Source organism: Ruegeria sp. YTSA144, from assembly GCF_059610125.1.
The window spans coordinates 220022-245792 of sequence record NZ_JBXWNA010000002.1 but is presented as its reverse complement, the minus strand read 5'-3'; the positions used below and the strand labels follow the sequence as shown (position 1 = coordinate 245792).

The following is a 25771-nucleotide window of genomic DNA, read 5'->3' as shown; positions in this document are numbered from 1 at the left end:
TTTCTGGGTATTTTACCGGAATCCTTTGAGGAATCTGTTCTAGCTTCCCGCCATTTCCGGATGTTTTTGAAAAATCCTCTCTTCTTTTGTCGCGATATGGGGTATTTTTCTCGGATGCTTCTCGACTCACGTGACTGCCAACTTCTCGCGCTGCTTCAGAATGATTGCCGCATCTCAAACGCTGACCTTGCTGAACGGGTGGGCATGTCATCTTCTGCCTGCTGGCGTCGAGTCCGCGCGTTTGAAGAGGCCGGCCTGATTTCGCAGTACCGGGCCGAATTGTCGCCTGAACATGCCGGGCTTTCGTTTCAGGCCCTGGTGCATGTTCATCTGACCCGGCACAATCCGGAGCATCTGGAGCAGTTCATCGCAGCGATCGAGAAGCGCCCGGAAGTCATGGAGTGCTACGCAACGACCGGGCAGGCGGACTACCACATGCGGGTGATCTGCAAGGATATCGGGGCTTACAACGTTTTCCTGGAAGAATTCCTGTTTCGCCTGCCGGCGGTGGAAAGCGCGCAAACAAATGTCGTTCTGCGCGAAATCAAACGCAGCAACGCCCTGCCCATACCTTCCTTTTGATATCGGTTCCCGGGGGTACTTGCCGTCTGGTATCGGCTTTGTTGCAAAACTTTGAACGCACCAAGCGAAAGATCCATTCGAACAGGTTCCGAAGCGACGATGAGGCCCGCGAAACCCCACGGCGTCGCCGTTCATTGGTTTTTTCCCGGATCAGGTTTGGGAACGCCCCCAAAAAAACCGTGCCAGCTTCATCATCAAGGCAGGTAAAACGTGGTTGCCGTTTCGACCGCAACGTTTTGGATTCCGCCTTCTGCGCCGCGCTCTGGTCTGTTCGATCGGGCCCCCGAAGAACTGGCCTCGACTGTGGAACGAACCGGTTCACCGGAATCGAGGTGATCTCCTGCCCCGCGCCTTGGACGGACGCTTTCCTCGACGCCGAACAGCCTCAAAACCGAGTTTCGAAACTGAGGCCACTTTTTTGCTTCGAACTTCGTTTTTCCTGTTTTCTTTTCCCGTGCTTGCATCGGGTCCGGCTCCTGTTCGCTGCCGTCATCCCGAGTGTAGCATCGTTCCTTTTCTTTTTCAGATTTTTGTCAGAGAACCTTCCGGCTATTTCGCAATTTCGTCGATCAGCCGCGTCTCGAGAAGCTGGCCATTCTGGTACAGCACCGGGTACGCAATAGATGCGATATGGCTGTTGAACTCCCGGAACGCCCGCAAGGTCTCAAGATGAATATCACTGGTTTCGAAACTCTCGCGTGACCCGTGCTGCAATCGGCGCAGATGTCGTTTACGGCTTTCACGTTCCACCCGTTTGATTTCGGTCTTCTCAAGGCTCAGCAGGCGCGCGCTTTCCAGATCGTCCGAGATAAGCACGTTTGATGCCAGCTTCATGTTGGCCAGAATGCCCTCGTGCATCTGAACAAGTTCCGACCAGCCTTCCTGCGAAAAGCTCGAGCCTTTGGCCCGCATTTCACCCGCCAACACGGTCAAGCGTTTGGCCACGACATCACCGGCCGTCTCCAGCCGGATAGCGAATTCCATAAGGTCGCGCGCGGATTTTTCATCCTTTTTTTCGTAAACATCCGGTGGAATCGCCGAAACGAATGCCCTGATCCCGGACAGGCAATTGTTCACGTCCTCGTCGATGGCTTGCACCGCTCGAATCTGTTGTTTGTCGCCACTGCGATACAATTCCAGACAAGGCCGGAACATGGTTTCGACAAGGTCGCTCATCCGCAGCAGCTCTCGCTTGAGGCTTGGCAGGGCCTGGCTGGGATTGGCCACATTGCCTATGTCCAATGCGCTGGCCGGTCGTGCCGGTTGCGGAACCAGTTCTTGCTTCTGATCCGGCAAGAACCTTTCGAACAGATCTTTCAACTTCCCGCAAAATGGCAAGGCCAGAAGCAGCAGTGACAGGTTGAACAAAACATGCACATTGACCAGCATCTGCCCGCCTTGCGGGTCTCCTAACAACCCGGTCCGCAGAGCCATGTTGGCCGCAAACAAACTCAGCAAGGCCCAACTGCCACGCAATGCCAGGTTGGCATAGGGAATGCGCCGGGCCTGGACTGGCATGGCACGGGTGAGCCAGACCGGAATGAAGGCAGAGCCGAAATTCGCGCCAAATACCAAAGACATCCCGGCGGCAAACGGGATCGCTCCGATCTGAACAAGGGTCACACACATGAGGATGGCCGCCACCGAGGAATGCATGATGAAAGCCAAGGCGCCCCCGACCAAAAACGCGGTGATGTAATCGCGCGCCAGATAATCCGCCACCGCGGGCAGAAACGCGCTGTCCCGAATGGGATCCATCGCCTCGCGAAGGAACCGAAGCGAGATCAGGATAAAGGCCACACCCATCAGGATGCGCCCCAGCTGCCGCGTTTTCTTGGCTTCGGTCTTTACGAACAGATACCCCCCAACCGCCAACAGCATAGGAACAAGCCAGTCCAGCCGGAACGAAAGGATCTGGATGATAAGTGCCGAACCCAGATCGCCACCAAGTACAATCGCAAGGCCGGCAGGAAAACTGAGCATTCCACTGGCCGCAAATCCCGAGGTCAACAGAGCAACAGCCGCCGAGCTTTGCAGCACGACCGCCATCGTCAACCCGACCACCGAGGCCTGAAGGTAACTGCGCTGTTGGGTCATTACCCGCTGGAACGACGCGCCATAGCTGCGCTCGATCCCGGTTCGCACCATACGAACCGCGTAAAGCAGCAGCATCGTGGCCCCGGCAAGGCTGATAAGGAAGCTGACAATTGCCATACTCTACCCCGTTATTCTTTTTGGCCCAGCTTGTCGCAGCGCGTTGTATTGTTCATGTTACCGACCGCGATTGGGAAGGGATATATCCCATTTTGGCCTACAAGGCGTAAACTCCTGTGTGCTTCACCGCAACCACTTGTCCGCGCTTTGACGGAACATCCGTCACCCATGAACCTGGCCAAAGGGCCCCGGAAAGGCGCGGCCCCTGATCCCATTGTGACACGAGATCGGTAAGGGGCGTCAACTCTCGGCCTTGATTGCGGCAATTACGATGCCGATTGCGCGGTCCAACTCCAAACGCGAGATGGTCAGCGGCGGTGACAATGTCAGAACGCACCCCTGGCTGATCTTATAGCTCAGACCGGCCTCAAGGCAGGCATAGTAGATCCGTTCGGCGCTCGCGTTCCCCGGCGTTTTGTCGGCGCGATCATCCACGATTTCAATCCCGAACATCAGGCCCCGTCCCCGGATGTCACCGACAATCGGAACGTTCTGAAGTTCATCCATCAAGCGACCAATGGCATGTTCACCCAGTTCCGCTGACCGGCGAACCAGGCCTTCGTCTTCGATGATCTGGATCGTCGTCAAAGCAGCCCGGGCGGTGACCGGGTTCTTTTCGTGCGTGTAATGCCCGATGGCATAATCTCCGCAGACATCCAGCTGTTTGCGGGCGACACAGGCCGCGATGGGCAGGATTCCTCCGCCAAGCGCTTTCCCAAGTGTCACGATGTCCGGGATGATCTCGTCATGCTCAAAGGCGAACATCCTGCCCGTCTTGCCAAGGCCCGTCGGAATTTCATCCATGATCAACAGCGCCCCGTGACGGTTGCATGCCTCGCGCACCGTCTTCCAGAACCCCGGCGGCGGGACATAGGGCACCGCGCGCATCGGTTCCGCAATGACTGCCGCCACGTCTCCTTCACGCTCGAGGACATATTCGACCATTTTTGCACAGGCCAGTCCGCAGGTTTCGGGGCCCGCATGATTGTACGGGCATCGATAGCAGGCAAAGGGGGCGACATGTTCGGTGCCGGACAAAAGGGGCCCCGCGATATGACTGCGAAAGGTCGCCTCTCCGCCGACGCTTGCAGCGCCGAACCCCGCGCCATGGAAAGCATCCCAGAAGCTGATCGTTTTGAACCGGCCGGTAGCGGCGCGCGCAATCTTGAGGGCGACCTCGTTGGCGTCGGATCCGCCGGTGGTAAAAAGCATTTTGCCCAGATCACCAGGCACGATCTGAGCCAGTTTCTCGGCCAGTTCCACCGCCGGATCATTGGTGAAGCGGCGGGGCGCAAAGGGCAGATCGTCAAGCTGTGCCTTAATGGCGGCAACCAAACGGGGATGGCCATACCCGATATGGTGCACCGAATTGCCATGGAAATCCATGTACCGGCGACCCTCGATGTCCTCGATCCAGATCCCTTCGGCCTTTGCAATGGTGCTGACGCAGGGTGAGGACAAAGATTGATGCAGGAACACGTTCGCATCGCGTTTGAGCAATGGCGTTGACTTCGGTCCCATGGACTTTCGCAGCCACGCCTTGCGCGCCTCGGACGTGTTTGATTCCCCTTCAGTATGGACAATCTGTGGCATGTCCGCTCCTCATTGTCGTCATCAAAAGATGCGGACCCCGCAAGGCCCGCCAGTACCAGGGAGGAACTGTGTTGCCCTTTCCGCAAAAGGGGTAAGGGCACCAGACTCAGTTAGGCCACGGCAGCGAATAGGTTTTGACGTTGGTGAAAAACTTCATCGCTTCGATGACGCCCTCCTTCACCCCGTTTCCACTGTCCTTGATGCCGCCAAAGGGCGACATTTCAATGCGGTAACCCGGCTGTTCCCAGATGTTGCAGGTGCCGACGTTCAACCCGTTGATAAAGGCAATCGCCCGGTTCAGATCGTTTGTGCAGACACCCGAAGACAGGCCGAACTCGGTACCGTTTGAAATTGCCATCACCTCTTCGTCGTTGTCCGGTACGCGAACGATCGGCACGATGGGGCCAAAGGTTTCCTCCATCACCAGTTCGCTATCATGGGGCACCTTGTCGACCACGATAGGCGGCAGCAGCGCCCCCTGACGACCGGGGTGGTACAGAATTTCAGCACCCTCTTTTTCAGCCTGAAGAACGCGGTTTTCAAAAATCTCGGCGGCCTTGTCATGGATCACGCATCCCAGTTCGGTTTCCGGGTCCTGGGGATCGCCGAACATGATCTTCTTCGCCTTCTCAAGAACCAGCGGCACAAACTTGTCGGCCACACTTTCCTGCACGAGTATGCGCTTGACCGCCGTGCAACGCTGACCGGAGTTTCCGGTAGCCCCCGCCACCGCAATGGCTGCCGCCTTGTCCAGATCGGCCTCATTGAGGTCATTCAGAACGATCAGAGGGTCGTTGCCGCCAAGTTCCAGCGCCTGACGCTTGTAGACGCCTTTTTCGGCAATCATCTTGCCCACGGGCACACCACCGGTAAAGGTAATGATATCGATGTGTTCATTGGTGATCATCTCGTCGCCAATGTCACCGGGCCAACCGGTCACGACCTGGAACATCTCGGGCGGCAAGCCTGCCTCATAAAGAATGTCAGCCAGTGTCAATGCGGTCAACGGCGTCAGTTCAGTCGGCTTGCAAACCATGCAATTGTTGGTGGCAATCGACGGCGCGATCTTGTGGCTGACCATGTTCAGCGGGTGATTGAACGGCGTGATCGCACTGATAGCTTTCACTGGCTCTCGGGTGGTGAAAATCTTGCGGGCCTTGCCGTTATGGGTCAGGTCGCAGGAAAAGATCTCACCATCATCCTTCAGTGCCTCGGCCGCCGCGAATTGATACACGTCCTGCGCGCGCTTGGTTTCGTAGATCGCATGCTGGTGACAGATCCCCAACTCCAGCGTCAGCCATTTCGCAAGATAGTCGCGCTTTTCGCCGATCAACTCGCCTGCCCGTTGCAGGATCTGGCTGCGCTCGTATCGGGTCAGCTTGGGTTTGTAATTCGCCGCAATCTCGAACGCCCGGCGCGCATGTTCGGCTGTACCGGCTGGTACGTGGCCCACAACCTCGTTTGTGTACGGGTAGAGAACGGGAACGGTTTCGTCGGTAAAGACAATCTCACCACCGATCCGCATTCCCTCGTTGCGTACTTCGATTTTCGACATGGTCTGATCTTTCATAGCTTACTGTGCCGCTGCTGTTGTTGCGTAGAAGAAGGCATCGAAATTGCGCAGCACCGGTTGGTTTGGCAGGTCGATGACACGGTTCACGATGAAGGGAACTTCCTGCTCGGTCAAACCGCCATGGCTGCGCAACGGTTCTTTGAGCGCTGCCAGATCATGGCGATGCTCGGACGTGCCGATGCAGATGTTTTCGCCGGACACCATCACGATGTCGCCAATGCGGTCGCCCGGCAATTCGAATTGCTCGATCGCTTCGGCCTTGGTCAGCACATGCGTAATGCCGTTGGTCGCCTTGAGCTTGCCGATGATGTCGTCCCGGTCTGCTCCGTCAGGCAAATAGGCGGTTGCAAAAGATCCCAACGCGCCATGATGCACGACGTATGGGTCGGTAATCGGAAGAATGACCCGCGCCGCATCCTTGCCCAGCCATTCGTCCATCAGGTCCTGCACGTACACCACCGAGGGGGATCCATCCGCCAGATGCTTGGGCTTCATGCCGTGATCCGCGGTCACCACGATGGCCGCACCCAGTTCATCCAGTTCGCCCAGATACCGGTCAAACATGGCATAGAAATCCAGAGCGCCTTTTTGATCGGGTGCAAACTTGTGCTGAATATAGTCGGTGGTCGACAAATACATCACGTCGGGCTTGAACTCTTTCAGCAGCTTGACGCCAGCGGCAAAGACAAATTCGGAAAGCTCAGCCGAGTAGACCTCGGGGACGTCCATGCCCAGCCATTTGCTGGCGTTGTCGATGCCATGTTCCGCCAGCGTCGTTTCGCCCGACCGTTCGGAAGAAAAGGCAACCGCCCTGCCTTCGTCAAACTTCAGCCCGGCACCTAACAGCGCGCGCAGCTTGTCCTTGGCGGTTACCATCGCCACGCGGAAACCCGCGTCGTAGAACTGGGAAAAGATGGTCGGCGCACGCAGGAAACGGACATCATTCATCATCACCTCTTCACCACTGTCCGGGTCGATGAGGTAGTTGCCACAGATTCCGTGCACGATTGGCGGACGTCCGGTGGCAATCGAAAGATTGTTGGGGTTGGTGAACGAGGGGATAACGGAATGTGCCAGCCGGTCCGTGCCCTCTTCCCGGATCCGCTTGAGGTTGGGCATCAGCCCTTTCGCAATCGCGACATCGAGGTATTCCGGCTCGCATCCATCAAGGCAGATGGCTATGGCGGGCACCTTCGGCGTCGGATAGACGCGCTCATTTGCTTCGACAGGGGTTTGAATGGTCATCTGTATTTTCCTTGATGTTTAAGCGGCCAGCTTGGCGCGTTCTTCCAGTGCCCGAAGAGGAGGAGCGGCGCTTGTCACGCCCATTTCTTCCAGGGATTCCTTTGCTGCGTTCACAACCTTACGCATGACGTCTTCATCCATCTGACCGATACATCCGACGCGGAAACTGTCGACGACGGTCAGCTTGCCCGGGTAGATGATGAACCCTTTGTCCTTCATCAGATTGTAGAACTGATCGAATACGAACCTCTCATCGGCGGGGCAGAAGAACGTGACGATGATCGGGCTGAGCCAACGATTGTCCAGCAGCGTTTCGAAACCCAGTTCGCGCATGCCCGAAACCATGACGTCCCGGTTGCGGGTGTACCGTGCGCCGCGGCCGGCAACACCGCCTTCAGCGGCATGCGCCCGAAGCGCTTCGATGAAGGCCGCGACCACGTGCGTCGGCGGGGTAAAGCGCCACTGACCGGTCTTGTTCATGTGCGCCCACTGGGCGTGCACATCCAGAGACAGGGAATGACTGTTGCCCTTTGCGGCTTCCAGCTCGCTCTTGCGCGCCACAATGAAGCCAAAGCCGGGAACACCCTCGATGCACTTGTTGGCCGAAGACACCATGGCTTCATATCGAATATCCGAGGGCCTGAGTTCGATCGCGCCAAAGGCAGACATCGAGTCGATCAACAGCTTGCGTCCGGCTGCATATGTGGCTTGGGATATTTCCTCGACGGGGTTCAAGATACCCGAGCTGGTTTCGCAGTGAATGGCAACAACATGCGTGATGGCCGGGTCATCCGCGAGAATGCGCGCAACCTCGTCGCCCCGTGGCGGCAGGTAATCGCCCTTGTCCAGCACGATATGGTCCCGCCCCAGATACTGTAGCGTCTGCGCAGAACGCTGCCCATAGGCGCCGTTGGCCAGTACCAGCGCCTTTCCTTCCGGTGGGATGAAGGATGCCAGCATTGCTTCGACCGAGAACGATCCGCTGCCTTGCATTGGCACGCAATCGAACGCGTCGGCGCCGTCACCAAGCAGGTCCAGCAGGCTTGACCGCAGCTCTCTTGTCATGGCGCGAAAGTCGTCGTCCCAGCTTCCCCAGTCCTTCAGCATGGCCTCTTTCACGGCGTAGGACGTTGTCAAAGGGCCGGGTGTCAAAAGGTATGGTTCGCCGAGGCGCGGTTGCTCGATTTTTGGATGGGAAGGCGTCATTACCGGGCTCCAGAACAGCGTTTTCACAAACACCATTGCAGCAACGGTTGCTATATGTGAAATTGCAAATATCAATCTAATTATAAGTGCAGCCTATGCACAAATCATTGGGGACCGGTGATGCGGCACAGCCAGCTCAAAGCCTTTCATTACGTGGCCAAACATGGCGGGTTTTCCCGCGCGGCCGAGGCACTTTTTCTGACGCAGCCGGCGATTTCCGAACAGGTTCGAAAGCTGGAACAGGAACACGACCTGCTGTTGTTTCAGCGCGAACGAAAACGCGTGAACCTCACCCCCGAAGGCGAACAGCTTTACCGGTTCACAAAACAGTATTTCGAGATCGAAGATCAGATCGAGGACTACCTCTCGGAAACCAAGGCCGTGATCGACGGAGAATTGCGGATCATCGCCGATTCAGCGCATCACATGACGTCTTTCCTGGGGTCGTTTCAAAAGAAATACCCAAAAATCACGATCACCGTTCGATCCGGAAACACCGAAGAAATTCTGGAAGAACTTCGGTCGTACAATGCAGAGATCGGCGTTGTCGGCAGCCTGTCCCCTGGCAAGGATATGGATGTGTTGAATCTGGGGTCCACTGAAATCGTGGCCTTCGCTGCGCAAGGCATGCTTTTGGCATCCAAACCTTCGCTTTCTTTGGAAGAACTGGCCGATCTGCCGCTGGTTTTCAGAGAGCACGGGTCAAAAACACGTCAGAAACTGGAAGAAGAAGCCGAAAGGCGCGGTATCGCGTTGAATCCTGCAATCGTTGCGGAAGGGCGCGAGGCCGTTCGCGAGCTTGTGGCCTCGGGCGCAGGCATCGGATTTGTCTCTGAAGCAGAGTATGGGCATGATGATCGGTTGCGGCAAATCAAGCTGAAAGGCGTGAAGTTGCAAATGGGTGAAAGCATGATTTCGCTTTCGCAACGGCGCAACGTAAAGATCATCCGAGCCTTCATGGACTTCGCCCAGCGCGCGCTGGAAGAAAAAAACCCCCCCGCCGATACCTGATCGGCGGGGGCAGGGTTCCTTTGGCTACCGGCTTCGCCAAGCCTGAGTGCGCTTCAGAATGCCTTTTGAAGCAATCAGGTGAACGATCCGGGCAGCAGCATTGGTGTAAAAGATCATCATGCCCATCGCCGCCGCCGGTGCTATATCCCCGGCATCATCCATGTTCAGCACCGCGATAGAGGCCAGCGTCGTTTTGGGAGAATAAAGAAACACCACTGCCGACACGGTCGTCATCGCGTTGACGAACAGATAGATTGAGATATCCAACACCGCCGGCAGACAAACCGGAACCGTTACCCGTGCGAACAGCTTCATCGTCGGCTGTTTGAGCGAGGCAGACACCGACTCAAATTCCCTGTCCATTTGCTTGAGCGCGGTGACGGCCGTCAGGTGCGATACGGTGTAGAAATGCGTCACGGTGCAAATCACCAAAATCGCCATCGTGCCGTAAATCCCGTTCAGCGGATTGGACGGGTTGTTGAAGAAGAAGATGTAGGACAGCCCCAATACCATGCCCGGGATCGCCATGGGCAGCATCGCGAACATCTGGAAAATCGACCGGCCGGTTCTGAACCCGTTTGATTTTTCCACCAGATAGGCCCCGAAGAACACAACCGTCGTGCCGATGACTGCCGTCAGCAACGCCAGTCTGATCGAGTTGAAATACGACCCCCAGCCGCCGCCGTCCATTCTGTTGAACTGATAGTTCTTGAGGCTCAGGCTCAGGTCGTAAGGCCAGAACTTGATCAGCGCCGCAAACTGACACACAGCCAGAAGACCAACGATGAACAGGCCGATCAGGCTGCAATAGATCAGGAATATGCGGTCAGCTTTCGGGTTTGGCGTCGCCTGATATGGCACGGAACGGGCCGAAAGCAGCGCCACCTGCTTGGACTGAACCATCCGGTCGATGGCAAAAGCCAGAATGGCCGGGATGACCAGAACCACGGATACCACGGCGCCCATTTCAAAGTTCTGCTGGCCGATCACCTGTTTGTAGATATCCACGGCAAGCACGTTGAATTGACCGCCAATGACCTTTGGCAGCCCGAAGTCGGTGATCACCAGGTTGAACACGACAAAGGCCGCCGAGATCAGGCCATAGCGGGCCCCGGGTATCGTTACGGTCCAGAAGGTCCGCCATGGCGTCGACCGCAGGCTGGCCGCAGCTTCATACAGGCGCGCGTCAGATATCGCGAGGGCGGTCGATATGATCAGGAATGCGTGCGGAAAGGTAAAGAAAACCGATCCGATCACGATGCCGATGGGGCCGTATATACTGGCACCAAACAGCAACTCCTTGATCATCCCCTGGTTGCCGAACAGGTAGACCAACGCGATGCCCGGCAAGAGCGACGGAACCAGGATCGGTGCCATCGCAATGAGGCGAAAAACGCCCTTGAACCGCATGCAGCTTCGGTTCAGCGCATAGGCGAACCAAAACGCCAGTGTCACCGTCACAATGGTGCTGACAACCGAGATCCAAAGCGAGTTCTTGATCGAATTGAACAGTGCCGGTGTCGAGAAGTAGTTGATGAAATTGTCCAGCCCTCGCGACTGGACCGGCCGCAATTGCACCCGGCGGAACGTGTTGGAATCAAGCTCGACCCAATCGGTGCCTTCATTCAAAGTCGACCCGACAAGAAAGCGCCCGGTATCCGTCGTGTTGCGGATCTTGTACATGACCGGGCTGCGAAAGCTGAAATCGGGGAAGAGTCCGGTCACAGGCAAACGCCCGTCGGAACCCGTCACCAGATCAGAGTCGGAAAAGACCCCCAATTGCCTGTTCAACTCGTCTGCCGACAGGATCGTTCCATCAAAGACGCCTGCGTCGTCACTTACCTGAAACTCGTACTGGGACAGCTCTATCCGATAGGTCGAAAACGACTTGGACAGCATCGTGTAAAGCGGCAACGCCAGTGTCACGACCAGATACAGCGCGATTACCATCATGCTGCCGCGCATCAGGATATCATCACGGCTGAGCTTGGGCTTGATGTCCGGCCCGACAGGCAGGCTGTCCTGATTGGTAGAAACCGAGCTCATGCCTCAGCCTCCGGCACGTCAAACGCCATAAGGCGGTTCTCGGGGAGCTCAATCACCATGCTGCGCCCTTCTTCCAGTTCCAGACGACGCACGGCATTGATCGAGAAATCCGCGATCAGTTCCGATGATCCGAACCTCTCGTTGTGCAATCGGCAGCGCCAGAACGAACCCAGGAACTCCATCTCATCCAGCGTCACCTCTATGCAGTTCCGATTGCCGCCCGTGTCGAGGTAACCAGCTTCATGAGGGATGATGTCTTCGGGTCGAATGGCCGCGATGATCGGGGTTCCATCGTTGAACTTGTGGCTGAGGCAGGCAAAGGTCTTTTCCCCGACGCTCAATCGTCCGCCTTTGGTAACCTGCGACCGGATCTGGTTCATTTCACCGATAAAATCGGCAACGAACAGATTGGCCGGTTCCCGGTAGATTTCGGTAGGAGGCCCCACCTGTTCGATTACCCCGTGATTCATGACCACGATCCGGTCTGCCATGGCCAGCGCTTCTTCCTGATCGTGGGTCACCATCACGGTGGTCACACCCAGCTTGCGCTGCAACTCCTTGATCTCATGCCGCAGATGAACGCGCACTTTGGCATCCAGCGCCGACAGGGGTTCGTCCAGCAGCAAAAGTCCGGGGTTGGTTGCTATGGCACGCGCCAGTGCAATCCGTTGCTGCTGCCCACCTGACAATTGCGCCGGATATTTCTTGCCCTGATCCGGCAGACCAACCAGATTCAAGAGTTCGTTTACCCGAACAGCGATATCCGATTTGCTGCGGCCGGTGTTTTCAAGGCCAAAGGCGATGTTCTTTTCAATCGTCAGGTTCGGGAACAGAGCGTAGGACTGAAACACGATCCCGAAATCCCGCTCGGACGGGGGCAGATTGGATACGTCCCTACCATCCTGCATGACCGTACCCTTTGTCTGCAAATCCAATCCGGCAATCGCCCGCAAAAGAGTGGTCTTGCCGCACCCGGATGGGCCGAGAAAACAGACAAATTCCCCTTCATTGATTTCCAAAGAGATGTCCTTGAGCGCCAGAAAGCTTCCGAACGCTTTCCACAAATTCTGGATGCTGAGATACAGTTCACCGGGTGGTGTTTTCTGAAGCACGGGAGAGGTCCTCACATCTGCACCTCGGGCACGGCCGATCCTGGCCGGTTGAATCCGGGTGAGTAAGTTGTTTGTCGGGGAACAAGAGACTGGTGCGCAGGAGAGGCACGAAAGCCTCTCCTGCCAAAGGGGTTACTTCGCTTCCGACTTTCCGTCATAGCGAGACTGCCATTCCTTCAGGATTGCCGCGCGATTGTTGGCGGCAAACTCAAAATCATTTTCGATCATTGCATCCAGAAGACCGTCTGGGAAGTGCTCAACCGGTTTCGCAACGCCCGGATAGGCCACGACGGCATAGCCGGTGTTGTACATCTCGTTGGCCTCTTTGGTGACTGTGAAGTCCACCAACTTCTGCGCAGCCTCCAGATTTGCAGTACCGGCGACAATTGCGGTGGCTTCCATGTCCCATCCCACGCCCTCAGAAGGCACGATGATCTCAAGCGGCGCGCCGTCGGCTTTGGATTTTGCTCCGCGGAACGCGAAAGAGATGCCAATCGGGATTTCGCCTGCCGCGGCCAGTTTGCAGGGTTTTGAACCTGAATGGGTGTACCGCGCGATGTTCTCGTGCAGCGCATCCATGTATTCCCAACCACCTTCTTCACCGAACATCTGCAACCAGCTTGACACGTCAAGGAACCCGGTGCCCGATGAATTCGGATTGGGCATGATCACCTGATCTTTGTACATCGGGTCGGTGAGATCCTTCCAGGATGTCGGCGGGGTCAGCCCGGCTTTCTCTGCCTCGACTGTATTGTAGCAGACGGCAGCAACCCAGGCGTCCATGCCGACCCAGGCAGGGGGGTTGTCGCCATCAACAAATTTTTTGTCCAGCTTTTCCACACCGGCCGGCGCATAAGGTTCCAACATACCTTCTGACTTCAGCAGCAGCAGCGACGTGGCGGCCAGGCCCCAAACAACGTCTGCCTGAGGATTATCACGCTCTGCCAACAATTTCGCCGTAATGATCCCGGTCGAGTCGCGAACCCAATTGATCTTGATATCAGGGTGGCTTTGATTGAACGTCTCGGCGTACCGCGCCAAGTCTTCCGCCTCGACTGCGGTATAAACTGTCAATTCCGTTTCCGATGCCGCAACCGTTGCCGTTAGCGCACCTATAGTCAGAGCTGCGAGAAATGATGTTTTGTGTTTCATTGTGATCCTCTGTTGGTAATTATGTAGTTTTCGCCATTCTTGCGCGGCGTTCGAACTCGATTATTGTGCACCGATTGTTTGACAGCAGTTTGACAGATAAAAACGCCAATAAAAATCGATTATATCTTCGATGTCATAAGCATTACTTATAGATGGAAACCGCTTGCCCCGGCAGATCATTGCGGAACTGGATCAGGACGATCAACAGAACATCAGGGCATGTAAAAGGCGCTGAATTCTTCAGACTTTCCTGCGGTGGCGCAAAACGCTCAACGTGTCATCGCAAGCAGTCCTATCCCGATCGCAACAATGATCGCTGCAAGAAGCCTGTTGGACTTTGGCCCCTCGCCGAACCACATCACACCAATAAGCGACGCAAAGATAACCGAGCTTTCCCTAAGCGCGGATACCACGCCCAAGGGCGCAATGGTCTTGGCATACAGCACCAGCCCATACGCCAGGCCAGAGATGACGCCGCCTGTCAGACCCGCCCAGACATAACGCCTGGGCAGTGCGACGAAACGCTGCCATCTGGTCGCGAAGATAAACCCGGCAACAAGTATTTCGGCAACGAACAATGCCGCAATGTATCCCAGTACGTTCCCGGACAGCCGGATACCAATACCATCCACAATCGAATAGGACGCTATCATCAGGCCCGTGCCAAACGCCGCCGCCACGGCGACCCAGCTTGTGTTTCGGCCCAGCCCGGCCAGGGACAGGCACCCAATCCCAGCCGAGATGCAGACAATGCCGACCCACGCGATCGGCGGCAGAAACTCACCCGCGAAAAGAATGGCACCCACCGTGACCAGGATTGGCGTCATCCCGCGTGAGATCGGGTACACCACCGACAGATCCCCATGCTTGTACGCGGTGTTGAGAAACCAATAGTACCCCCAGTGGATCAGGGTCGAGCCGATGATGAAGGGAAGCGCCGCCCAAACCGGCAAGCCGATAAAAGGCAACGCAATCAGCGCAGGCACGGCATGGCCAAGCGCCACCAACCCCAAAACAACCGCTTTGTCGGGCGCGCCTTTGACAACCGCATTCCAGAGCGCGTGCAACACGGCTGCGGTCAATACGATGAGAACTGCCTGTATTGTCATTGTGGCCCGACGAATTGAGCTGAAAACTTGTCTTGCGTCACAATTCGGCTTTCAGAGCGCTTTTTGCGCGCGCATGCAGCGGCTCGACCAAAGCTTGACCTGTATTGCGGCGGCAACGGTTTAGGGGGCTCAAACCCGCTGGGCAATGCAACCCCGGCGAGCGGCGGATCAGGTTGGTCATCGCGGGCTGGCTGCACAACTGGCCAACCAGACCAGCCGCACACCATGTGATGCCACGGCTCAGTTGCCCATGCTCAAAAAGCAGCACGTCGCGATGCCCCTTTCCGGTCTGATGATACGCAACCGCGCGGCCAATGATGCCGCCTCCGACAATGACATGTCGCGCAGCGTGGAAGTCTGGTATCAGCCATCGGCTCGCTCCGTACTCAGGGATTCGGATTTCCCTTCACCCTATTTGCTCTTTGCAAATTTTGGCAATTGTTTTCCTGTTTTTGCGTTATGCCTTCACAATATTCACGGGTTGGCTTTGCAGCGCGCCAGCTATGCTGTCTGGCAACTCCTCATCCACCACCAATGTCGCTTTCACCGGCAGCGGTTTCATCACGATCGGACCAACCACGTCGAACTTGCTGCCATCAGCCAGGATCAGCGGCCGCTGCGCCCGCTGCATCATCATATGACGCAGGTTGGCGCCTTCCAGCGAGAAGTCCGTAAACAATGCCCGAGAGCTCACACCGCCGACCCCGATCAACGCATATTCCGCATTGTATCGCGACACGTGATCGAGCGTGTCCAAACCCAATGTGGCATTCACTGAAAAATCCAGCCGCCCGCCCAGCAGCGTGACTTCGGCGGCCGCCGACGCCAACACGGATGCAATCGTCAAATCATTGGTATATATGGTAAGGTTTTGCCGCACAGCCGCCAGAGCCTGCGCCGCCGCCACTGTCGTTGACCCACTGTCGATTATCACGCTGGCCCCGTCCGGGATCACGCTTGCCACATAGGCTCCGATCCGCTCTTTGCCTTGCGGATTGGTTTGAGCCCGGTCGGCCATCGGAGGTTCCCGCCTGCGAATACTGGTCGCGCCGCCCCGCACCTGATGAAGCTTGTTCTCCAGCGCCAACTGTTCAATATCCTTGCGCACGGTTTCCCGGGATACACCAAGCCGCTCAGTCAGCGAGCGGATCGAGACCGCAGGCTGGCGCGAGACTTCTTCCAGTATGATGGCGTGGCGTTCGGGTGCGAGCATTGGCCGGCCCTTTGGTTTCGGACTGCACGAATATGCCAAAATTTGCAAACAGGGTACAGCCCAAACACCCGATCAGGCACGCGTTGCCATGGCGCAGCGGTGACGCCCTCACACCAATGGTCCAGAGCGGTCAATGGACCCTGCCACCGGGCACGCAATGACTACGCCGGGTAGATGGGGAACGATTTGCACAACGCGGCGACCGAAGCTTTGCAGCGCAGAATGGTCGCGCCGGTATCATCCCCGGCCTCAGCTTCGATCAAATCCGCAATGACGTTTGCCAACTGGTCGAACTCGGCCTCTTTCATTCCGCGGGTCGTTGCCGCGCTCACGCCCAGGCGCAATCCAACCCATTCCGGCGGTCGCGTGCTGTCATTGGGAATCGCGTTTTTGTTGGTCGTAATATTGGCCTTTTCCAGAACGACCTCGGCGCGTTTGCCTGTGATACCCTTGGGGCTGAGGTCCACGAGCACCAGATGCGTGTCAGTACCTCCGGAAACGATACGCAACCCCCGGGACTGCAAGGTTTCTGCAAGTTTGGCGGCGTTGGCTTTGACCTGCGCGCCGTAGTCCTTGAATTCATCCGTAAGCGCTTCGGCAAGGCAAACCGCTTTGGCCGCCAGAACCTGGCTGTGGATCGAACCCTGAACACCGGGGAAAACCGCAGATTGCAGCGTCTTGAACCAGTCCTTGTTGTTGGTGAGGATCAGCCCGCCACGAGGACCACGCAGTGTTTTTGTCGTGGTGCACGTCACAATGTCCGCGTGCGGAAAAGGCGAAGGGTGCACGCCCGCGGCGACCAGCCCGGCAATATGAGCCATATCCACGTGAAAATGCGCGCCGACCTTCCTGGCAATTTGTCCCATGCGCTCGAACTCGATTTCGCGCGGATAGGCAGACCCACCCGCAATCAGCAGCTTTGGCTGGATTTCCTCGGCCAGTTTTTCCAGCGCATCGCAGTCAATGACCTCGGATTCGGCATCGACACCATAATGATGCGGTTCGAACCAGCGCCCCGAAAGGTTGGCCTTCAGACCGTGACTCAGGTGACCGCCGGCGGCCAGATCCAGCGACAAGACCCTGTCGCCCGGCTTGAGCAGCAGAAAGAAAACAGCAAGGTTCGCCTGGCTGCCGGAATGAGGCTGAACGTTGGCATAGTCGCACCCGAACAGTTCCTTGGCGCGGTCGATTGCCGCCTGCTCGACGACGTCGACGAACTGACCACCCCCGTGGAACCGGTTTCCCGGGTATCCCTCAAGCGTCTTGTTGGTCATCTCATGTCCGAGGGCATCCAACACCGCGCGGCTGACGATGTTTTCGGACGCGATCAGCTCAATTTGATGCTGCTGACGCTTTTTCTCGTTTGCAAGAGCTTCTGCGACCACGGGGTCGGTCATCCCGACTGAGTTTTCAAAGTGCCGCGACATCCGGGCTCCTCCGATGCGATTACGTTTTCTCCAGAATTCCAGAGTTCCACTGGCCGAAGCAAATCAGTATTGCTATTTATTTGCCGCAGAAAAACTAAGGCTCAAGTGATGTCACTTTCTCCTCGTCGCCCGAAAGGTCCACATCTCAATGCCCTCCGAGCATTTGAAGCAGCGGCTCGGCTGGGCAGTTTTGCCGCGGCGGCAGACGAGCTATCCGTTACTCCGGGCGCGATAACTCAGCACGTCAAGACCCTGGAAGCCTGGGCCGGCACTCAACTTTTTGTTCGAAACGCCCGAGGGGTCGAGATGACGGCGCTTGCCGAAGAGCTTTTGCCCGGGTTCACCCAGGCGTTTGACCAATTGGGAATGGCCGTGCAGGAACTTCGAACCAAGGCCCTGCCGCGCAAGGTCAAGGTCGCCGCGCTGCCGTCGATCGCGCAGTTGTGGCTGGCCCCGCGGCTTGGCACGCTAAGGCGAATTGCCCCGGATTTGTCCGTGTCTGTTGTGGCCCTTGAAACGCCGCCAAACCTTGCGCGCGAACCATTTGACATGACTTTGTTTTTTTCCGGTGAACCGATCGGCATCAACGAAATCAAAATTGCCGAAGATGTGATTTTCCCGGTTTGCGCCCCTTCGGTCGCGAACAGATTGAATTCTGTTTCGGATCTTTCGAAGGAAACACTTCTCCATGACGGGGCATGGGCAGATGATTGGGACAATTGGCTGAACAGCCAACCAGATGGCCCACGTGTACCGAAAACGGGAACCGTGCACTCGTTGTATTCCGTCGCGCTGGAGGAGGCGCGTCATGGCGGCGGCGTGTTGATGGCGCACGAAGTTCTGGTTCAGAACTTGCTGGACAATGGCGACCTGGTTCGCCCGTTTTCGGCCTCGTTGAAGCTGCCCCGCGCAATGGTGGCCAAATTCACACCCTCATTCGGCAGATCCCCCGCCTTCAAAGAGTTAAGATCGTTTTTGCTGAAAGCAAACTGAAGAGCGGTGCCCGCAAAACGGGTTGTTCCCGCCAATCAGGCCCGCCGTCCCCGGACAAACCTGGCTGGCCGAACTTGGCGACGGATCCTTCGGACAATCCCATCAAATCCGTGAACCTTCACATACTTAAGTCGTGGTCCAGCCTCGGACTGGAAGGTTGAGAAACGCGGCCCGACGATGCAAGCTGCTGTCAAGAACCATGGTTCGGGACGGAGGAAGAATGTCAGACGCGCGCCCCTCGGCGGAAACCGATCCTGGTCTCGCCGTACGCGACCTGAGCTTTCATTATGGCGCCAAGACGGCTTTGGATGCTGTCTCTTTTGACGTGTCGGCGGGGACGTTCTGCGGTCTGCTCGGTCCGAATGGGGCCGGGAAATCGACACTGGTGTCGTTGCTCACGCGATTGCTTGTGGCACCGGACGGTGAAATCACGGTCGCAGGCCATGATCTGCGCCAATCCCCGCGCAAGGCGCTGGCAAAGCTTGGCGTGGTCTTTCAGCAACCGACACTGGATCTGGGTTTGACGGTGCGCCAGAACATGACCTATTTCGCAGCTCTGCATGGGCTACCACGATCCGAAGTCCCTGGCCGTATCGACGCGGCGCTGGATCGGCTGAACATGCGGGAACGTGCCGGGGAACGTGTACGCGATCTCAATGGCGGTCATCGCCGCCGGATGGAGCTGGCGCGTGCCCTGCTGCACGACCCTTCGGTGTTGCTGTTGGACGAGCCGACCGTTGGGCTTGATGCCGCGGCTCGGCACGCGATAACCGACCATGTGCACGACCTGGCGGAACAGGGGCTGTGCATCCTGTGGGCCACGCACCTGACAGATGAAATGCGCGACGACGACCAGCTGCTGGTTCTTCATCGCGGTCAGATTCTCGCCAGTGGGCAGGTGGGCTGCTTGCGGGGGGATCAAACATTGTCCGATTGGTTCCTGTCCCGAACCGAGGTCCCGACATGAACGGTTTCCTGGGAGTCGCCCGCGCCATCATCGGACGCGAGTTTCTGCGTTTCATCCATCAACGCGAACGATTTCTCGCAGCTCTGGTCCGGCCAATGGTCTGGCTTTTGATCTTCGCAGCAGGGTTTCGTGCGGCCCTCGGCCTGTCGATCATTCCACCCTATCAGACCTATATCACTTACGAGACCTATATCGTCCCCGGCCTGTGCGCGATGGTTCTGTTGTTCAATGGGATGCAAAGCTCGCTCAGCCTTGTCTATGACCGCGAGATGGGCTCGATGCGCCTGCTGCTGACCAGCTCGTTCCCACGCTGGTGGCTGTTGTTCTGCCGTCTGCTGGGATCAACCGCGATATCCATCCTGCAAGTCTATACGTTTCTCGCACTGGCCGCTTTGTTCGGCATAGTCCTGCCGTTGCCCGGATATGTCGCTGTTCTTCCGGGATTGGTTCTGGGCGGTCTGATGCTGGGCGCGCTGGGGTTGGTGCTGTCCAGTTTCATCAGGCAGCTGGAGAATTTCGCCGGCGTAATGAACTTTGTCATCTTCCCGATGTTCTTCCTGTCCTCCGCCCTCTATCCGCTGTGGAAAATGGCTGAAAGCTCGCCGTTGCTGCGTGATATCTGTGCGCTCAATCCTTTCACGCATGTGGTCGAGTTGATCCGGTTTCTGCTTTACTTGCAGATCAACTGGGGGGCCCTGCTGTGGGTTCTGGTGTCAACCGCGATACTGAGTGCGATCGCCGTTTGGGGGTATGATCCGGCCCGGGGCCTGATGAGGCGGAAATCATGACGGCCGCGCCTCAAAGCGCAAAGCGCAGTCTGCTTCTGAAAACCCGGTTGGGCCTTGGCGCCGTGGTGCTTGGATCCGGCACGCTGTTGGCGGCCGCGACCCTGTATTTCGGGATGCAGAACGTCGCCAGCCGTCTGGAAACCGCGCTGGCATCAGAAACCCGTATGGCACGCTATGCCGCTCTGTCGACCCAGGCCGCCACCTTTCTTGTGATCGCAACCGAGTCCATACAGACCGGCCAAACAGTCGAGTCACGACTTGATCGCCTGTCCCCGATCCGAGACCAGATTGCGACAACGTTTCTACAGCTTCGCTCTGATGTGGAAGATGCCGTGGCCGCGGTTCGATCTCTGGGGCTGGACGAACAATCGCGTTACGGAACCCAATCCCTGGGTCTGGCCAGAATGGAGGCGCTGCTGGCCAGCACGCTGGAAGGGCTAGCCGACGCAGAAGCCGATCAGGCCCAGCTGCGCGCCTATGTCGACTCGTTTGCGTCGGCGTTTGACCCTCTGCTCAGCCAGGCGGTGAATACCGAGGTTCTGTTTCGAAATTCCGTATTGGCCGGGATCGAAAGGACCCGCTGGGTTCTGACCTGGGTGGCACTGACACTGGCACTGTTCGCCTTGCTCAGCACGGCGTGGTTCTACTTTGGTCTGGTGCGGCCGCAGTTCTCTCGTCTGGATCGGCTGCGCAATGCGGCGGTTCAGGTCGGCCAATCCGAATTCGCAGTTTCTCTGCCGCAAACCCGCAATGACGAGATCGGCCAGTTATATGGCGAGACCAACCGAATGGCGGCTGCATTGAGAAAACGCCAGGCCGAGGTTGACGCAGAATGGACCCGGTTGAACGAGACCATTGCCCAGCGAACCCGGGAACTGAGCGCTGCAAATGAATCCCTGTCCAAGATCGACGAAAACCGGCGCCGCTTTTTTGCTGATGTCAGCCACGAACTGCGCACACCGCTGACCGTCATCATGATGGAAGCTCAGATAGGCCAGAGGGATATTCAGACCGCACCAGAGACGTTGGCAACGATCGAAAGCAGCGCCGCAAAACTGAACCAGAGAATCGATGATTTGCTGCGCGTCGCCCGATCCGAAACCGGTGAGCTGGCTCTGGAACCAACCAAAGTTGCACTATGCGATCTGATGCAAACAGTTGTGAGCGACATTCAACCTGAAATCGACGGCGCCGACATGCAGCTTGAAACGGGCGACTTCCCGGATTGTGCGTTACACTGTGACCTGAACTGGATACGTCAGGTCCTGCTCAGTCTGATACGCAACGCGATCCGACATGCGCGGGACGGGAAGGCGTTGCTGCTGTCGGGTCAATCGGTTGACGGTGACGTTCAAATACAGCTGACGGATAACGGCCCCGGAATTCCCCACGGCGCCCAAACCCGGATCTTCGAGCGGTTTGTTCAGGGAGGGACGGCAAACAGTCAGGGTTTCGGTGTCGGGCTGGCGCTGGCCAGGTGGGTCGTCGAGGCCCATGAAGGAACCATTTCGGTTGCAAGCCCGGTTCCACGTGAAAACGCCCTGGGGTCAAATGCCGGTACAAATGTCTGCATTCGATTACCGCTGGCAGAGGCATAGAAAATGGTCTCCAGACTGCTGATCATAGATGACGACCCCAGAATCACGTCGGCCCTTGTCCGGGGCCTTTCGCTGCACGGCTACTCAGCCGAGGCTGAAAACCGCGCCGACCAAGGGTTGGAGCGGTTGAAAAGCGGTGCATTCTCAGGTGCGATTGTAGATGTGATGCTGGGAACGGATAGCGGTGTCGAACTGGTCCGGGCCGCGCGCCGTGCCGGGGTCGGAATCCCGATCCTGATGTTGTCGGCCCTCTCTGATGTCGATCACCGCGCCGCCGGGCTGGAAGCCGGGGCCGATGATTATGTCGTGAAGCCTTTCAGCTTTGATGAGCTTGTCGCCCGGTTGCAAGTACAGGAACAACGCGTGCTCTCTCAGCGCCCGGACCCCGCGCGCCTGTCGTCGCGGGACAGAACACTTTCAATCCGCGAGACAAGCATTGCGCTCACCGAACGTGAATTCGAACTGCTCACGCTGCTCAACAGCAAGGCCGGATCGCCAATATCCCGAGGAGAGCTGTTTGACACGCTCTGGTCACAGGACGGGTCCAGTAACGAAAACGTGGTGGACGTCTACATCGGATATCTGAGAAAGAAATTGGGATTGGATGATTTTGGGTTTGAAATCAAAACCATACGCAACCAGGGGTTTTGCATACAGGGGGTCGCCCCGTTGTCGGATGACACCTGAGTACCGACCAAAGTCTAATTCATACTTATTAATTAAGAGTCGCGCCAACCGGCAAGTCCTGCCACATTGAATATCAGCACACCCCAGGAGGAGGACCCTGATATGGCTTGGAACAGACCTGTTATTCGCGAAATCGAATGCGGCATGGAAATCAACATGTACGGCCCCGATCATGACGATGAGCGCGGTGGCGGCCTGATCTGATCAGCCGCAGGCGCCAACAAAAGATGACGTTGCGCGCAATAATACTTGGGGCCGCTGCTGGCGGCGGCCTTCCGCAATGGAATTGCGGATGTGAAAACTGCAATCTGGCCCGAAGCGGACATATTCCGGCGCAGACGCAATCATCACTCGCGGTGTCACCCGATGGCCACAACTGGGCTATCCTGAACGCGTCTCCGGATATTCGAACGCAGCTTGGCAAAACGCCCGTCCTGTATCCGACCGGGTTACGAGAGGTACCGATTCAATCGGTGCTGGTGACGAATGGCGACATAGACCACGTGGCTGGCTTGCTGACGCTGCGCGAGATGCAGCCATTTACGCTGTTTGCAACCCAAAGCATTCAGGATGTTCTTGCGCAGAACCCGATATTCGACGCCTTGAACGCCTCGGTCGTGACACGTGCGCCGATCTCGTTGAATCAGACGTTCGATCTGGTTCCCGGCTTGCGGGCAACTTTGTTCCCGGTGCCCGGCAAAGTGCCTCTGTATCTTGAAGGGGAACATGTCGAAACCGAATTGGTTGGCGAACAAACCGTCGGGGTGGCACTGAGCGCGCAGGGGAAGACGGCATATTACATACCGGGCTGTGCCGCATTGACGCCCGAGTTGCGCGCCCGCCTTGACGAGGCCGATCTTTTGTTTTTCGACGGCACGCTTTGGCACGACACGGAAATGGTGCAGGCCGGGCTGGGTCAGAAAACGGGCAAGCGCATGGGCCATATGTCGATGGACGGCCCCGATGGATCGATCGCAGGTTTCGCCGATATGAAAATCGGCCGGAAAGTGTTCATCCACATGAACAACACCAATCCGGTTCTGCGCCCCGACAGCGCCGAGAACGCTCGGGCACGGGCCAAAGGCTGGACGATAGGCCAGGATGGCATGGAGATAACGCTATGACCCAAAGCCGCAAAGAGTTCGAGGCCCGGCTTCGTCAGATCGGAGCCGAGCGTTACCACGACCTGCATCCGTTTCATCATCGCCTGCACGGTGGTCAATGCACGCCTGACGAAGTGCGGGCCTGGGTGATCAACCGCTACTATTATCAGCATTCCATCCCGATGAAGGACGCCGCCTTCATGTCGCGTGTAGAAGATCCTGCGCTGCGCCGAGCCTGGCGGTCCCGGATCGAAGATCATGACGGCACGGAAGAAAACGAAGGTGGTATCCGGCGCTGGTTGCGGCTGGCCGAAGCGGTCGGCCTGGATCCGGACTATGTCGCCTCATGTGACGGCGTATTGCCTGCCACCAGATTTGCGGTGGATGCTTACGTGCGATACGTCCGCGAAAAGTCGTTGCTGGAAGCGGTTGCGGCCTCACTCACTGAACTGTTTGCTCCCAAGATTCACGCCAACAGGATCGAAGGCCTGCTTCGGCATTACGATTTTGCGGATGACAGCTCACTTGCCTATTTCCGCAACCGCCTGAAAGAAGCCCCCAAGGATGTGGCCTTTGGTCTGGCATGGGTATTGGATCATGCCGACACCGCAGAAAAACAGGACGCGGCAGCCAAGGCACTGATATTCAAGACCGATGTCCTCTGGTCGCAGCTGGATGCCCTGTGGGGCGCCTATGTCGAACCTGCCCGAATTCCGCCGGGGGCGTGGAAGCCGGACACCGGTTTACGGATGCGGCAGGCATCGTGATGTTGGCGCAGCAGGTCCCCTTGCTTCCACGTGGTGTCCGCATCCAGTACGATTCCGTGCGGGAACAATGGGTACTGCTGGCACCTGAACGGGCGGTGACGTTGGATCAGATCGGACATGCAATTCTGAGCGAAGTAGACGGCCAACGCAGCTTTGGTCAGATCACCGCAAGCCTGTCCAGGAAATACAACGCCCCGGAAGAACAGATTGTCGAAGACAGCTCGGGGTTTCTGGATGCCCTTCGGGTGCGTCGTTTTCTGGATGTCGTCTGATGCAGGTAAAACCCCCTCCCCCAATTGCCATGCTGGCCGAGCTGACGCATCGATGCCCATTGTCCTGCCCTTATTGCTCCAACCCAGTCGAAATGGCCAAACTCGACAGTGAAATGGATACTGAAACATGGGCACGTATTTTCAAGGAGGCGGCGGCGCTTGGTGTCTTGCAATTGCATCTGTCAGGTGGAGAGCCCGCATCCCGCCGCGATCTGGTTGCGCTGGTCAATGCCGCGCGTGAGGCCGGGTTGTATACCAACCTGATCACGTCGGCGATCGGCCTATCCGAGCGACGCCTGCATGAACTGGACGACGTCGGCCTGGACCATATCCAGCTTTCTCTTCAGGGCACTGACGCCGCGATGGCGGATAAGGTAGGCGGCTATCGGGGTGGGTTTGACCGCAAGATGAAAACGGTCGAATGGATCAAGAAGATCGGGTTTCCGCTGACCCTGAACTTCGTGCTGCACCGTCGCAATGCCCACCAACTGCCGCGGGCGCTGGAACTGGCGCGCGAAATGGGAGCACGACGGATCGAGGTTGCAACGGTACAGTTCCACGGCTGGGCCTTGCGGAACAGGGATGCCTTGATGCCGACGCGGGAACAGGCGCAACAGGTGACGCGACAGGTGGCCGAGGCCAGGAAAGACCTCAAGGGGCAACTGGTCATTGATTACGTCCCGGCGGACTATCATGATGACTATCCCAAGCGATGCATGGGCGGTTGGGGCACAACCGGGCTGAACGTGGCGCCAGACGGTCAGGTTCTGCCTTGCCATGCGGCACAGTCCATCCCGCATCTGACATTTGACCGGGTACAGGACACACCGCTTGCGGATATCTGGTTCCATGGCAGCGCGTTCAATGCCTATCGCGGCACGGATTGGATGTCGGACCCGTGCAAAACCTGCGAACGCAAAACCATTGATTTTGGCGGCTGCCGCTGTCAGGCCATGGCCGTTATCGGAGACGCAGGCGCCACCGATCCGGTTTGCATCAAATCACCCCATCATCAGACCCTGCAAAACCAGGCAAACGAACATGCCGCCAAAGCGGATGCGCCCTTCATATATCGAACCGCACCCGGTGCCGCGAGAGAGCCTGCGGAATGAC

24 protein-coding genes are annotated in these 25771 nt (G+C 57.3%); 12 read left to right on the top strand and 12 right to left on the bottom strand.

Annotated features, from left to right (window positions below; translation table 11 throughout):
- Positions 1–114 precede the first annotated feature (114 nt).
- Positions 115–582 carry an Lrp/AsnC family transcriptional regulator gene (locus tag AC2FF8_RS08170; protein WP_425079312.1) on the top strand — a complete coding sequence of 156 codons (468 nt, stop codon included), beginning with the start codon at positions 115–117 and terminating at the stop codon, positions 580–582.
- 549 nt (positions 583–1131) lie between these two features.
- Here the strand turns inward: AC2FF8_RS08170 and AC2FF8_RS08165 are convergent.
- The 5 genes from AC2FF8_RS08165 to AC2FF8_RS08145 form a co-directional block, all read right to left on the bottom strand.
- Positions 1132–2796, bottom strand: a complete 1665-nt coding sequence (locus AC2FF8_RS08165) for a Na/Pi cotransporter family protein (protein WP_170346848.1) — start codon at positions 2794–2796, stop codon at positions 1132–1134.
- Positions 2797–3036: 240 nt separating this feature from the next.
- Positions 3037–4389 (bottom strand): (R)-1-hydroxy-2-aminoethylphosphonate ammonia-lyase, encoded by a 1353-nt coding sequence (pbfA, locus tag AC2FF8_RS08160; RefSeq protein ID WP_496879402.1) that lies wholly within the window; start codon positions 4387–4389, stop codon positions 3037–3039.
- A gap of 106 nt (positions 4390–4495) precedes the next feature.
- Positions 4496–5944: a phosphonoacetaldehyde dehydrogenase gene (gene phnY, locus AC2FF8_RS08155; RefSeq protein WP_496879401.1), complete on the bottom strand. Its 1449-nt coding sequence runs from the start codon at positions 5942–5944 to the stop codon at positions 4496–4498.
- 18 nt (positions 5945–5962) lie between these two features.
- Positions 5963–7207: a phosphonoacetate hydrolase gene (phnA, locus tag AC2FF8_RS08150; protein ID WP_170346845.1), complete on the bottom strand. Its 1245-nt coding sequence runs from the start codon at positions 7205–7207 to the stop codon at positions 5963–5965.
- Positions 7208–7225: 18 nt separating this feature from the next.
- Complete coding sequence (locus AC2FF8_RS08145) at positions 7226–8413, bottom strand: 2-aminoethylphosphonate--pyruvate transaminase (protein ID WP_170346844.1); 1188 nt, start codon at positions 8411–8413, stop codon at positions 7226–7228.
- A 120-nt stretch (positions 8414–8533) separates the two neighbouring features.
- Here AC2FF8_RS08145 and AC2FF8_RS08140 point away from each other — a divergent pair, with 120 nt between their 5' ends.
- A complete protein-coding gene (locus AC2FF8_RS08140; RefSeq protein WP_496879400.1) occupies positions 8534–9424 on the top strand; it encodes a LysR substrate-binding domain-containing protein in 891 nt (296 codons plus the stop codon).
- A 24-nt stretch (positions 9425–9448) separates the two neighbouring features.
- Here the strand turns inward: AC2FF8_RS08140 and AC2FF8_RS08135 are convergent, their stop codons facing one another.
- The 7 genes from AC2FF8_RS08135 to AC2FF8_RS08105 form a co-directional block, all read right to left on the bottom strand.
- A complete protein-coding gene (locus AC2FF8_RS08135) occupies positions 9449–11470 on the bottom strand; it encodes a putative 2-aminoethylphosphonate ABC transporter permease subunit (protein ID WP_480685128.1) in 2022 nt (673 codons plus the stop codon).
- Positions 11467–12582: a putative 2-aminoethylphosphonate ABC transporter ATP-binding protein gene (locus AC2FF8_RS08130; RefSeq protein WP_496879399.1), complete on the bottom strand. Its 1116-nt coding sequence runs from the start codon at positions 12580–12582 to the stop codon at positions 11467–11469. Before AC2FF8_RS08130 ends, AC2FF8_RS08135 begins: the two co-directional genes overlap by 4 nt.
- A gap of 132 nt (positions 12583–12714) precedes the next feature.
- Positions 12715–13734 (bottom strand): putative 2-aminoethylphosphonate ABC transporter substrate-binding protein, encoded by a 1020-nt coding sequence (locus AC2FF8_RS08125; protein ID WP_170346841.1) that lies wholly within the window; start codon positions 13732–13734, stop codon positions 12715–12717.
- Between the two features lie 269 nt (positions 13735–14003).
- Positions 14004–14843, bottom strand: coding sequence for an EamA family transporter (locus tag AC2FF8_RS08120; RefSeq protein ID WP_257601195.1), 840 nt, complete (start codon positions 14841–14843; stop codon positions 14004–14006).
- A 37-nt stretch (positions 14844–14880) separates the two neighbouring features.
- A complete protein-coding gene (locus tag AC2FF8_RS08115; RefSeq protein ID WP_496879469.1) occupies positions 14881–15177 on the bottom strand; it encodes an FAD-dependent oxidoreductase in 297 nt (98 codons plus the stop codon).
- 123 nt (positions 15178–15300) lie between these two features.
- Positions 15301–16056, bottom strand: a complete 756-nt coding sequence (locus AC2FF8_RS08110; RefSeq protein ID WP_496879398.1) for a DeoR/GlpR family DNA-binding transcription regulator — start codon at positions 16054–16056, stop codon at positions 15301–15303.
- A 161-nt stretch (positions 16057–16217) separates the two neighbouring features.
- Positions 16218–17483, bottom strand: coding sequence for a 2-methylserine hydroxymethyltransferase (locus AC2FF8_RS08105; RefSeq protein WP_170346838.1), 1266 nt, complete (start codon positions 17481–17483; stop codon positions 16218–16220).
- A gap of 108 nt (positions 17484–17591) precedes the next feature.
- Here AC2FF8_RS08105 and AC2FF8_RS08100 point away from each other — a divergent pair, with 108 nt between their 5' ends.
- The 10 genes from AC2FF8_RS08100 (at position 17592) to pqqE (ending at position 25770) form a co-directional block, all read left to right on the top strand.
- Positions 17592–18476 (top strand): LysR family transcriptional regulator, encoded by an 885-nt coding sequence (locus tag AC2FF8_RS08100; protein WP_496879397.1) that lies wholly within the window; start codon positions 17592–17594, stop codon positions 18474–18476.
- A 220-nt stretch (positions 18477–18696) separates the two neighbouring features.
- Positions 18697–19443, top strand: coding sequence for an ABC transporter ATP-binding protein (locus tag AC2FF8_RS08095; protein ID WP_170346836.1), 747 nt, complete (start codon positions 18697–18699; stop codon positions 19441–19443).
- Positions 19440–20231: an ABC transporter permease gene (locus tag AC2FF8_RS08090; protein ID WP_480685120.1), complete on the top strand. Its 792-nt coding sequence runs from the start codon at positions 19440–19442 to the stop codon at positions 20229–20231. The genes AC2FF8_RS08095 and AC2FF8_RS08090 overlap by 4 nt, the downstream gene beginning before the upstream one ends.
- Positions 20228–21829 carry a sensor histidine kinase gene (locus AC2FF8_RS08085; RefSeq protein WP_170346834.1) on the top strand — a complete coding sequence of 534 codons (1602 nt, stop codon included), beginning with the start codon at positions 20228–20230 and terminating at the stop codon, positions 21827–21829. Before AC2FF8_RS08090 ends, AC2FF8_RS08085 begins: the two co-directional genes overlap by 4 nt.
- Before the next feature lie 3 nt (positions 21830–21832).
- Entirely contained in the window at positions 21833–22516 is a 684-nt protein-coding gene (locus AC2FF8_RS08080) for a response regulator transcription factor (protein ID WP_170346833.1), read from the top strand.
- A 102-nt stretch (positions 22517–22618) separates the two neighbouring features.
- Positions 22619–22720, top strand: a complete 102-nt coding sequence (gene pqqA, locus AC2FF8_RS08075; RefSeq protein WP_117873022.1) for a pyrroloquinoline quinone precursor peptide PqqA — start codon at positions 22619–22621, stop codon at positions 22718–22720.
- Positions 22721–22743: 23 nt separating this feature from the next.
- Complete coding sequence (pqqB, locus tag AC2FF8_RS08070; protein WP_496879396.1) at positions 22744–23640, top strand: pyrroloquinoline quinone biosynthesis protein PqqB; 897 nt, start codon at positions 22744–22746, stop codon at positions 23638–23640.
- Positions 23637–24386 carry a pyrroloquinoline-quinone synthase PqqC gene (gene pqqC, locus AC2FF8_RS08065; RefSeq protein ID WP_496879395.1) on the top strand — a complete coding sequence of 250 codons (750 nt, stop codon included), beginning with the start codon at positions 23637–23639 and terminating at the stop codon, positions 24384–24386. The genes pqqB and pqqC overlap by 4 nt, the downstream gene beginning before the upstream one ends.
- The gene (gene pqqD, locus AC2FF8_RS08060) at positions 24386–24658 is read left to right on the top strand and encodes a pyrroloquinoline quinone biosynthesis peptide chaperone PqqD (protein ID WP_170346830.1); all 273 of its coding nucleotides are present in this window, start codon (positions 24386–24388) and stop codon (positions 24656–24658) included. The genes pqqC and pqqD overlap by 1 nt, the downstream gene beginning before the upstream one ends.
- The gene (pqqE, locus tag AC2FF8_RS08055) at positions 24658–25770 is read left to right on the top strand and encodes a pyrroloquinoline quinone biosynthesis protein PqqE (RefSeq protein ID WP_496879394.1); all 1113 of its coding nucleotides are present in this window, start codon (positions 24658–24660) and stop codon (positions 25768–25770) included. Before pqqD ends, pqqE begins: the two co-directional genes overlap by 1 nt.
- Position 25771: the final 1 nt, after the last annotated feature.

What these genes read in the sequence shown, in the direction of transcription:
- pqqD (WP_170346830.1), top strand. Translation starts at nt 24,386, where the DNA reads ATGTTGGCGCAGCAGGTCCCCTTGCTTCCACGTGGTGTCCGCATCCAG.
- AC2FF8_RS08100 (WP_496879397.1), top strand. Translation starts at nt 17,592, where the DNA reads ATGTCACTTTCTCCTCGTCGCCCGAAAGGTCCACATCTCAATGCCCTC.
- AC2FF8_RS08125 (WP_170346841.1), bottom strand. Translation starts at nt 13,734, where the DNA reads ATGAAACACAAAACATCATTTCTCGCAGCTCTGACTATAGGTGCGCTA.
- AC2FF8_RS08170 (WP_425079312.1), top strand. Translation starts at nt 115, where the DNA reads ATGCTTCTCGACTCACGTGACTGCCAACTTCTCGCGCTGCTTCAGAAT.
- pqqB (WP_496879396.1), top strand. Translation starts at nt 22,744, where the DNA reads ATGACGTTGCGCGCAATAATACTTGGGGCCGCTGCTGGCGGCGGCCTT.
- pbfA (WP_496879402.1), bottom strand. Translation starts at nt 4,389, where the DNA reads ATGCCACAGATTGTCCATACTGAAGGGGAATCAAACACGTCCGAGGCG.
- AC2FF8_RS08090 (WP_480685120.1), top strand. Translation starts at nt 19,440, where the DNA reads ATGAACGGTTTCCTGGGAGTCGCCCGCGCCATCATCGGACGCGAGTTT.
- phnA (WP_170346845.1), bottom strand. Translation starts at nt 7,207, where the DNA reads ATGACCATTCAAACCCCTGTCGAAGCAAATGAGCGCGTCTATCCGACG.
- AC2FF8_RS08110 (WP_496879398.1), bottom strand. Translation starts at nt 16,056, where the DNA reads ATGCTCGCACCCGAACGCCACGCCATCATACTGGAAGAAGTCTCGCGC.
- pqqC (WP_496879395.1), top strand. Translation starts at nt 23,637, where the DNA reads ATGACCCAAAGCCGCAAAGAGTTCGAGGCCCGGCTTCGTCAGATCGGA.
- AC2FF8_RS08095 (WP_170346836.1), top strand. Translation starts at nt 18,697, where the DNA reads ATGTCAGACGCGCGCCCCTCGGCGGAAACCGATCCTGGTCTCGCCGTA.
- pqqA (WP_117873022.1), top strand. Translation starts at nt 22,619, where the DNA reads ATGGCTTGGAACAGACCTGTTATTCGCGAAATCGAATGCGGCATGGAA.
- pqqE (WP_496879394.1), top strand. Translation starts at nt 24,658, where the DNA reads ATGCAGGTAAAACCCCCTCCCCCAATTGCCATGCTGGCCGAGCTGACG.
- AC2FF8_RS08165 (WP_170346848.1), bottom strand. Translation starts at nt 2,796, where the DNA reads ATGGCAATTGTCAGCTTCCTTATCAGCCTTGCCGGGGCCACGATGCTG.
- AC2FF8_RS08140 (WP_496879400.1), top strand. Translation starts at nt 8,534, where the DNA reads ATGCGGCACAGCCAGCTCAAAGCCTTTCATTACGTGGCCAAACATGGC.
- AC2FF8_RS08080 (WP_170346833.1), top strand. Translation starts at nt 21,833, where the DNA reads ATGGTCTCCAGACTGCTGATCATAGATGACGACCCCAGAATCACGTCG.
- AC2FF8_RS08105 (WP_170346838.1), bottom strand. Translation starts at nt 17,483, where the DNA reads ATGTCGCGGCACTTTGAAAACTCAGTCGGGATGACCGACCCCGTGGTC.
- AC2FF8_RS08120 (WP_257601195.1), bottom strand. Translation starts at nt 14,843, where the DNA reads ATGACAATACAGGCAGTTCTCATCGTATTGACCGCAGCCGTGTTGCAC.
- AC2FF8_RS08145 (WP_170346844.1), bottom strand. Translation starts at nt 8,413, where the DNA reads ATGACGCCTTCCCATCCAAAAATCGAGCAACCGCGCCTCGGCGAACCA.
- AC2FF8_RS08085 (WP_170346834.1), top strand. Translation starts at nt 20,228, where the DNA reads ATGACGGCCGCGCCTCAAAGCGCAAAGCGCAGTCTGCTTCTGAAAACC.
- AC2FF8_RS08135 (WP_480685128.1), bottom strand. Translation starts at nt 11,470, where the DNA reads ATGAGCTCGGTTTCTACCAATCAGGACAGCCTGCCTGTCGGGCCGGAC.
- phnY (WP_496879401.1), bottom strand. Translation starts at nt 5,944, where the DNA reads ATGTCGAAAATCGAAGTACGCAACGAGGGAATGCGGATCGGTGGTGAG.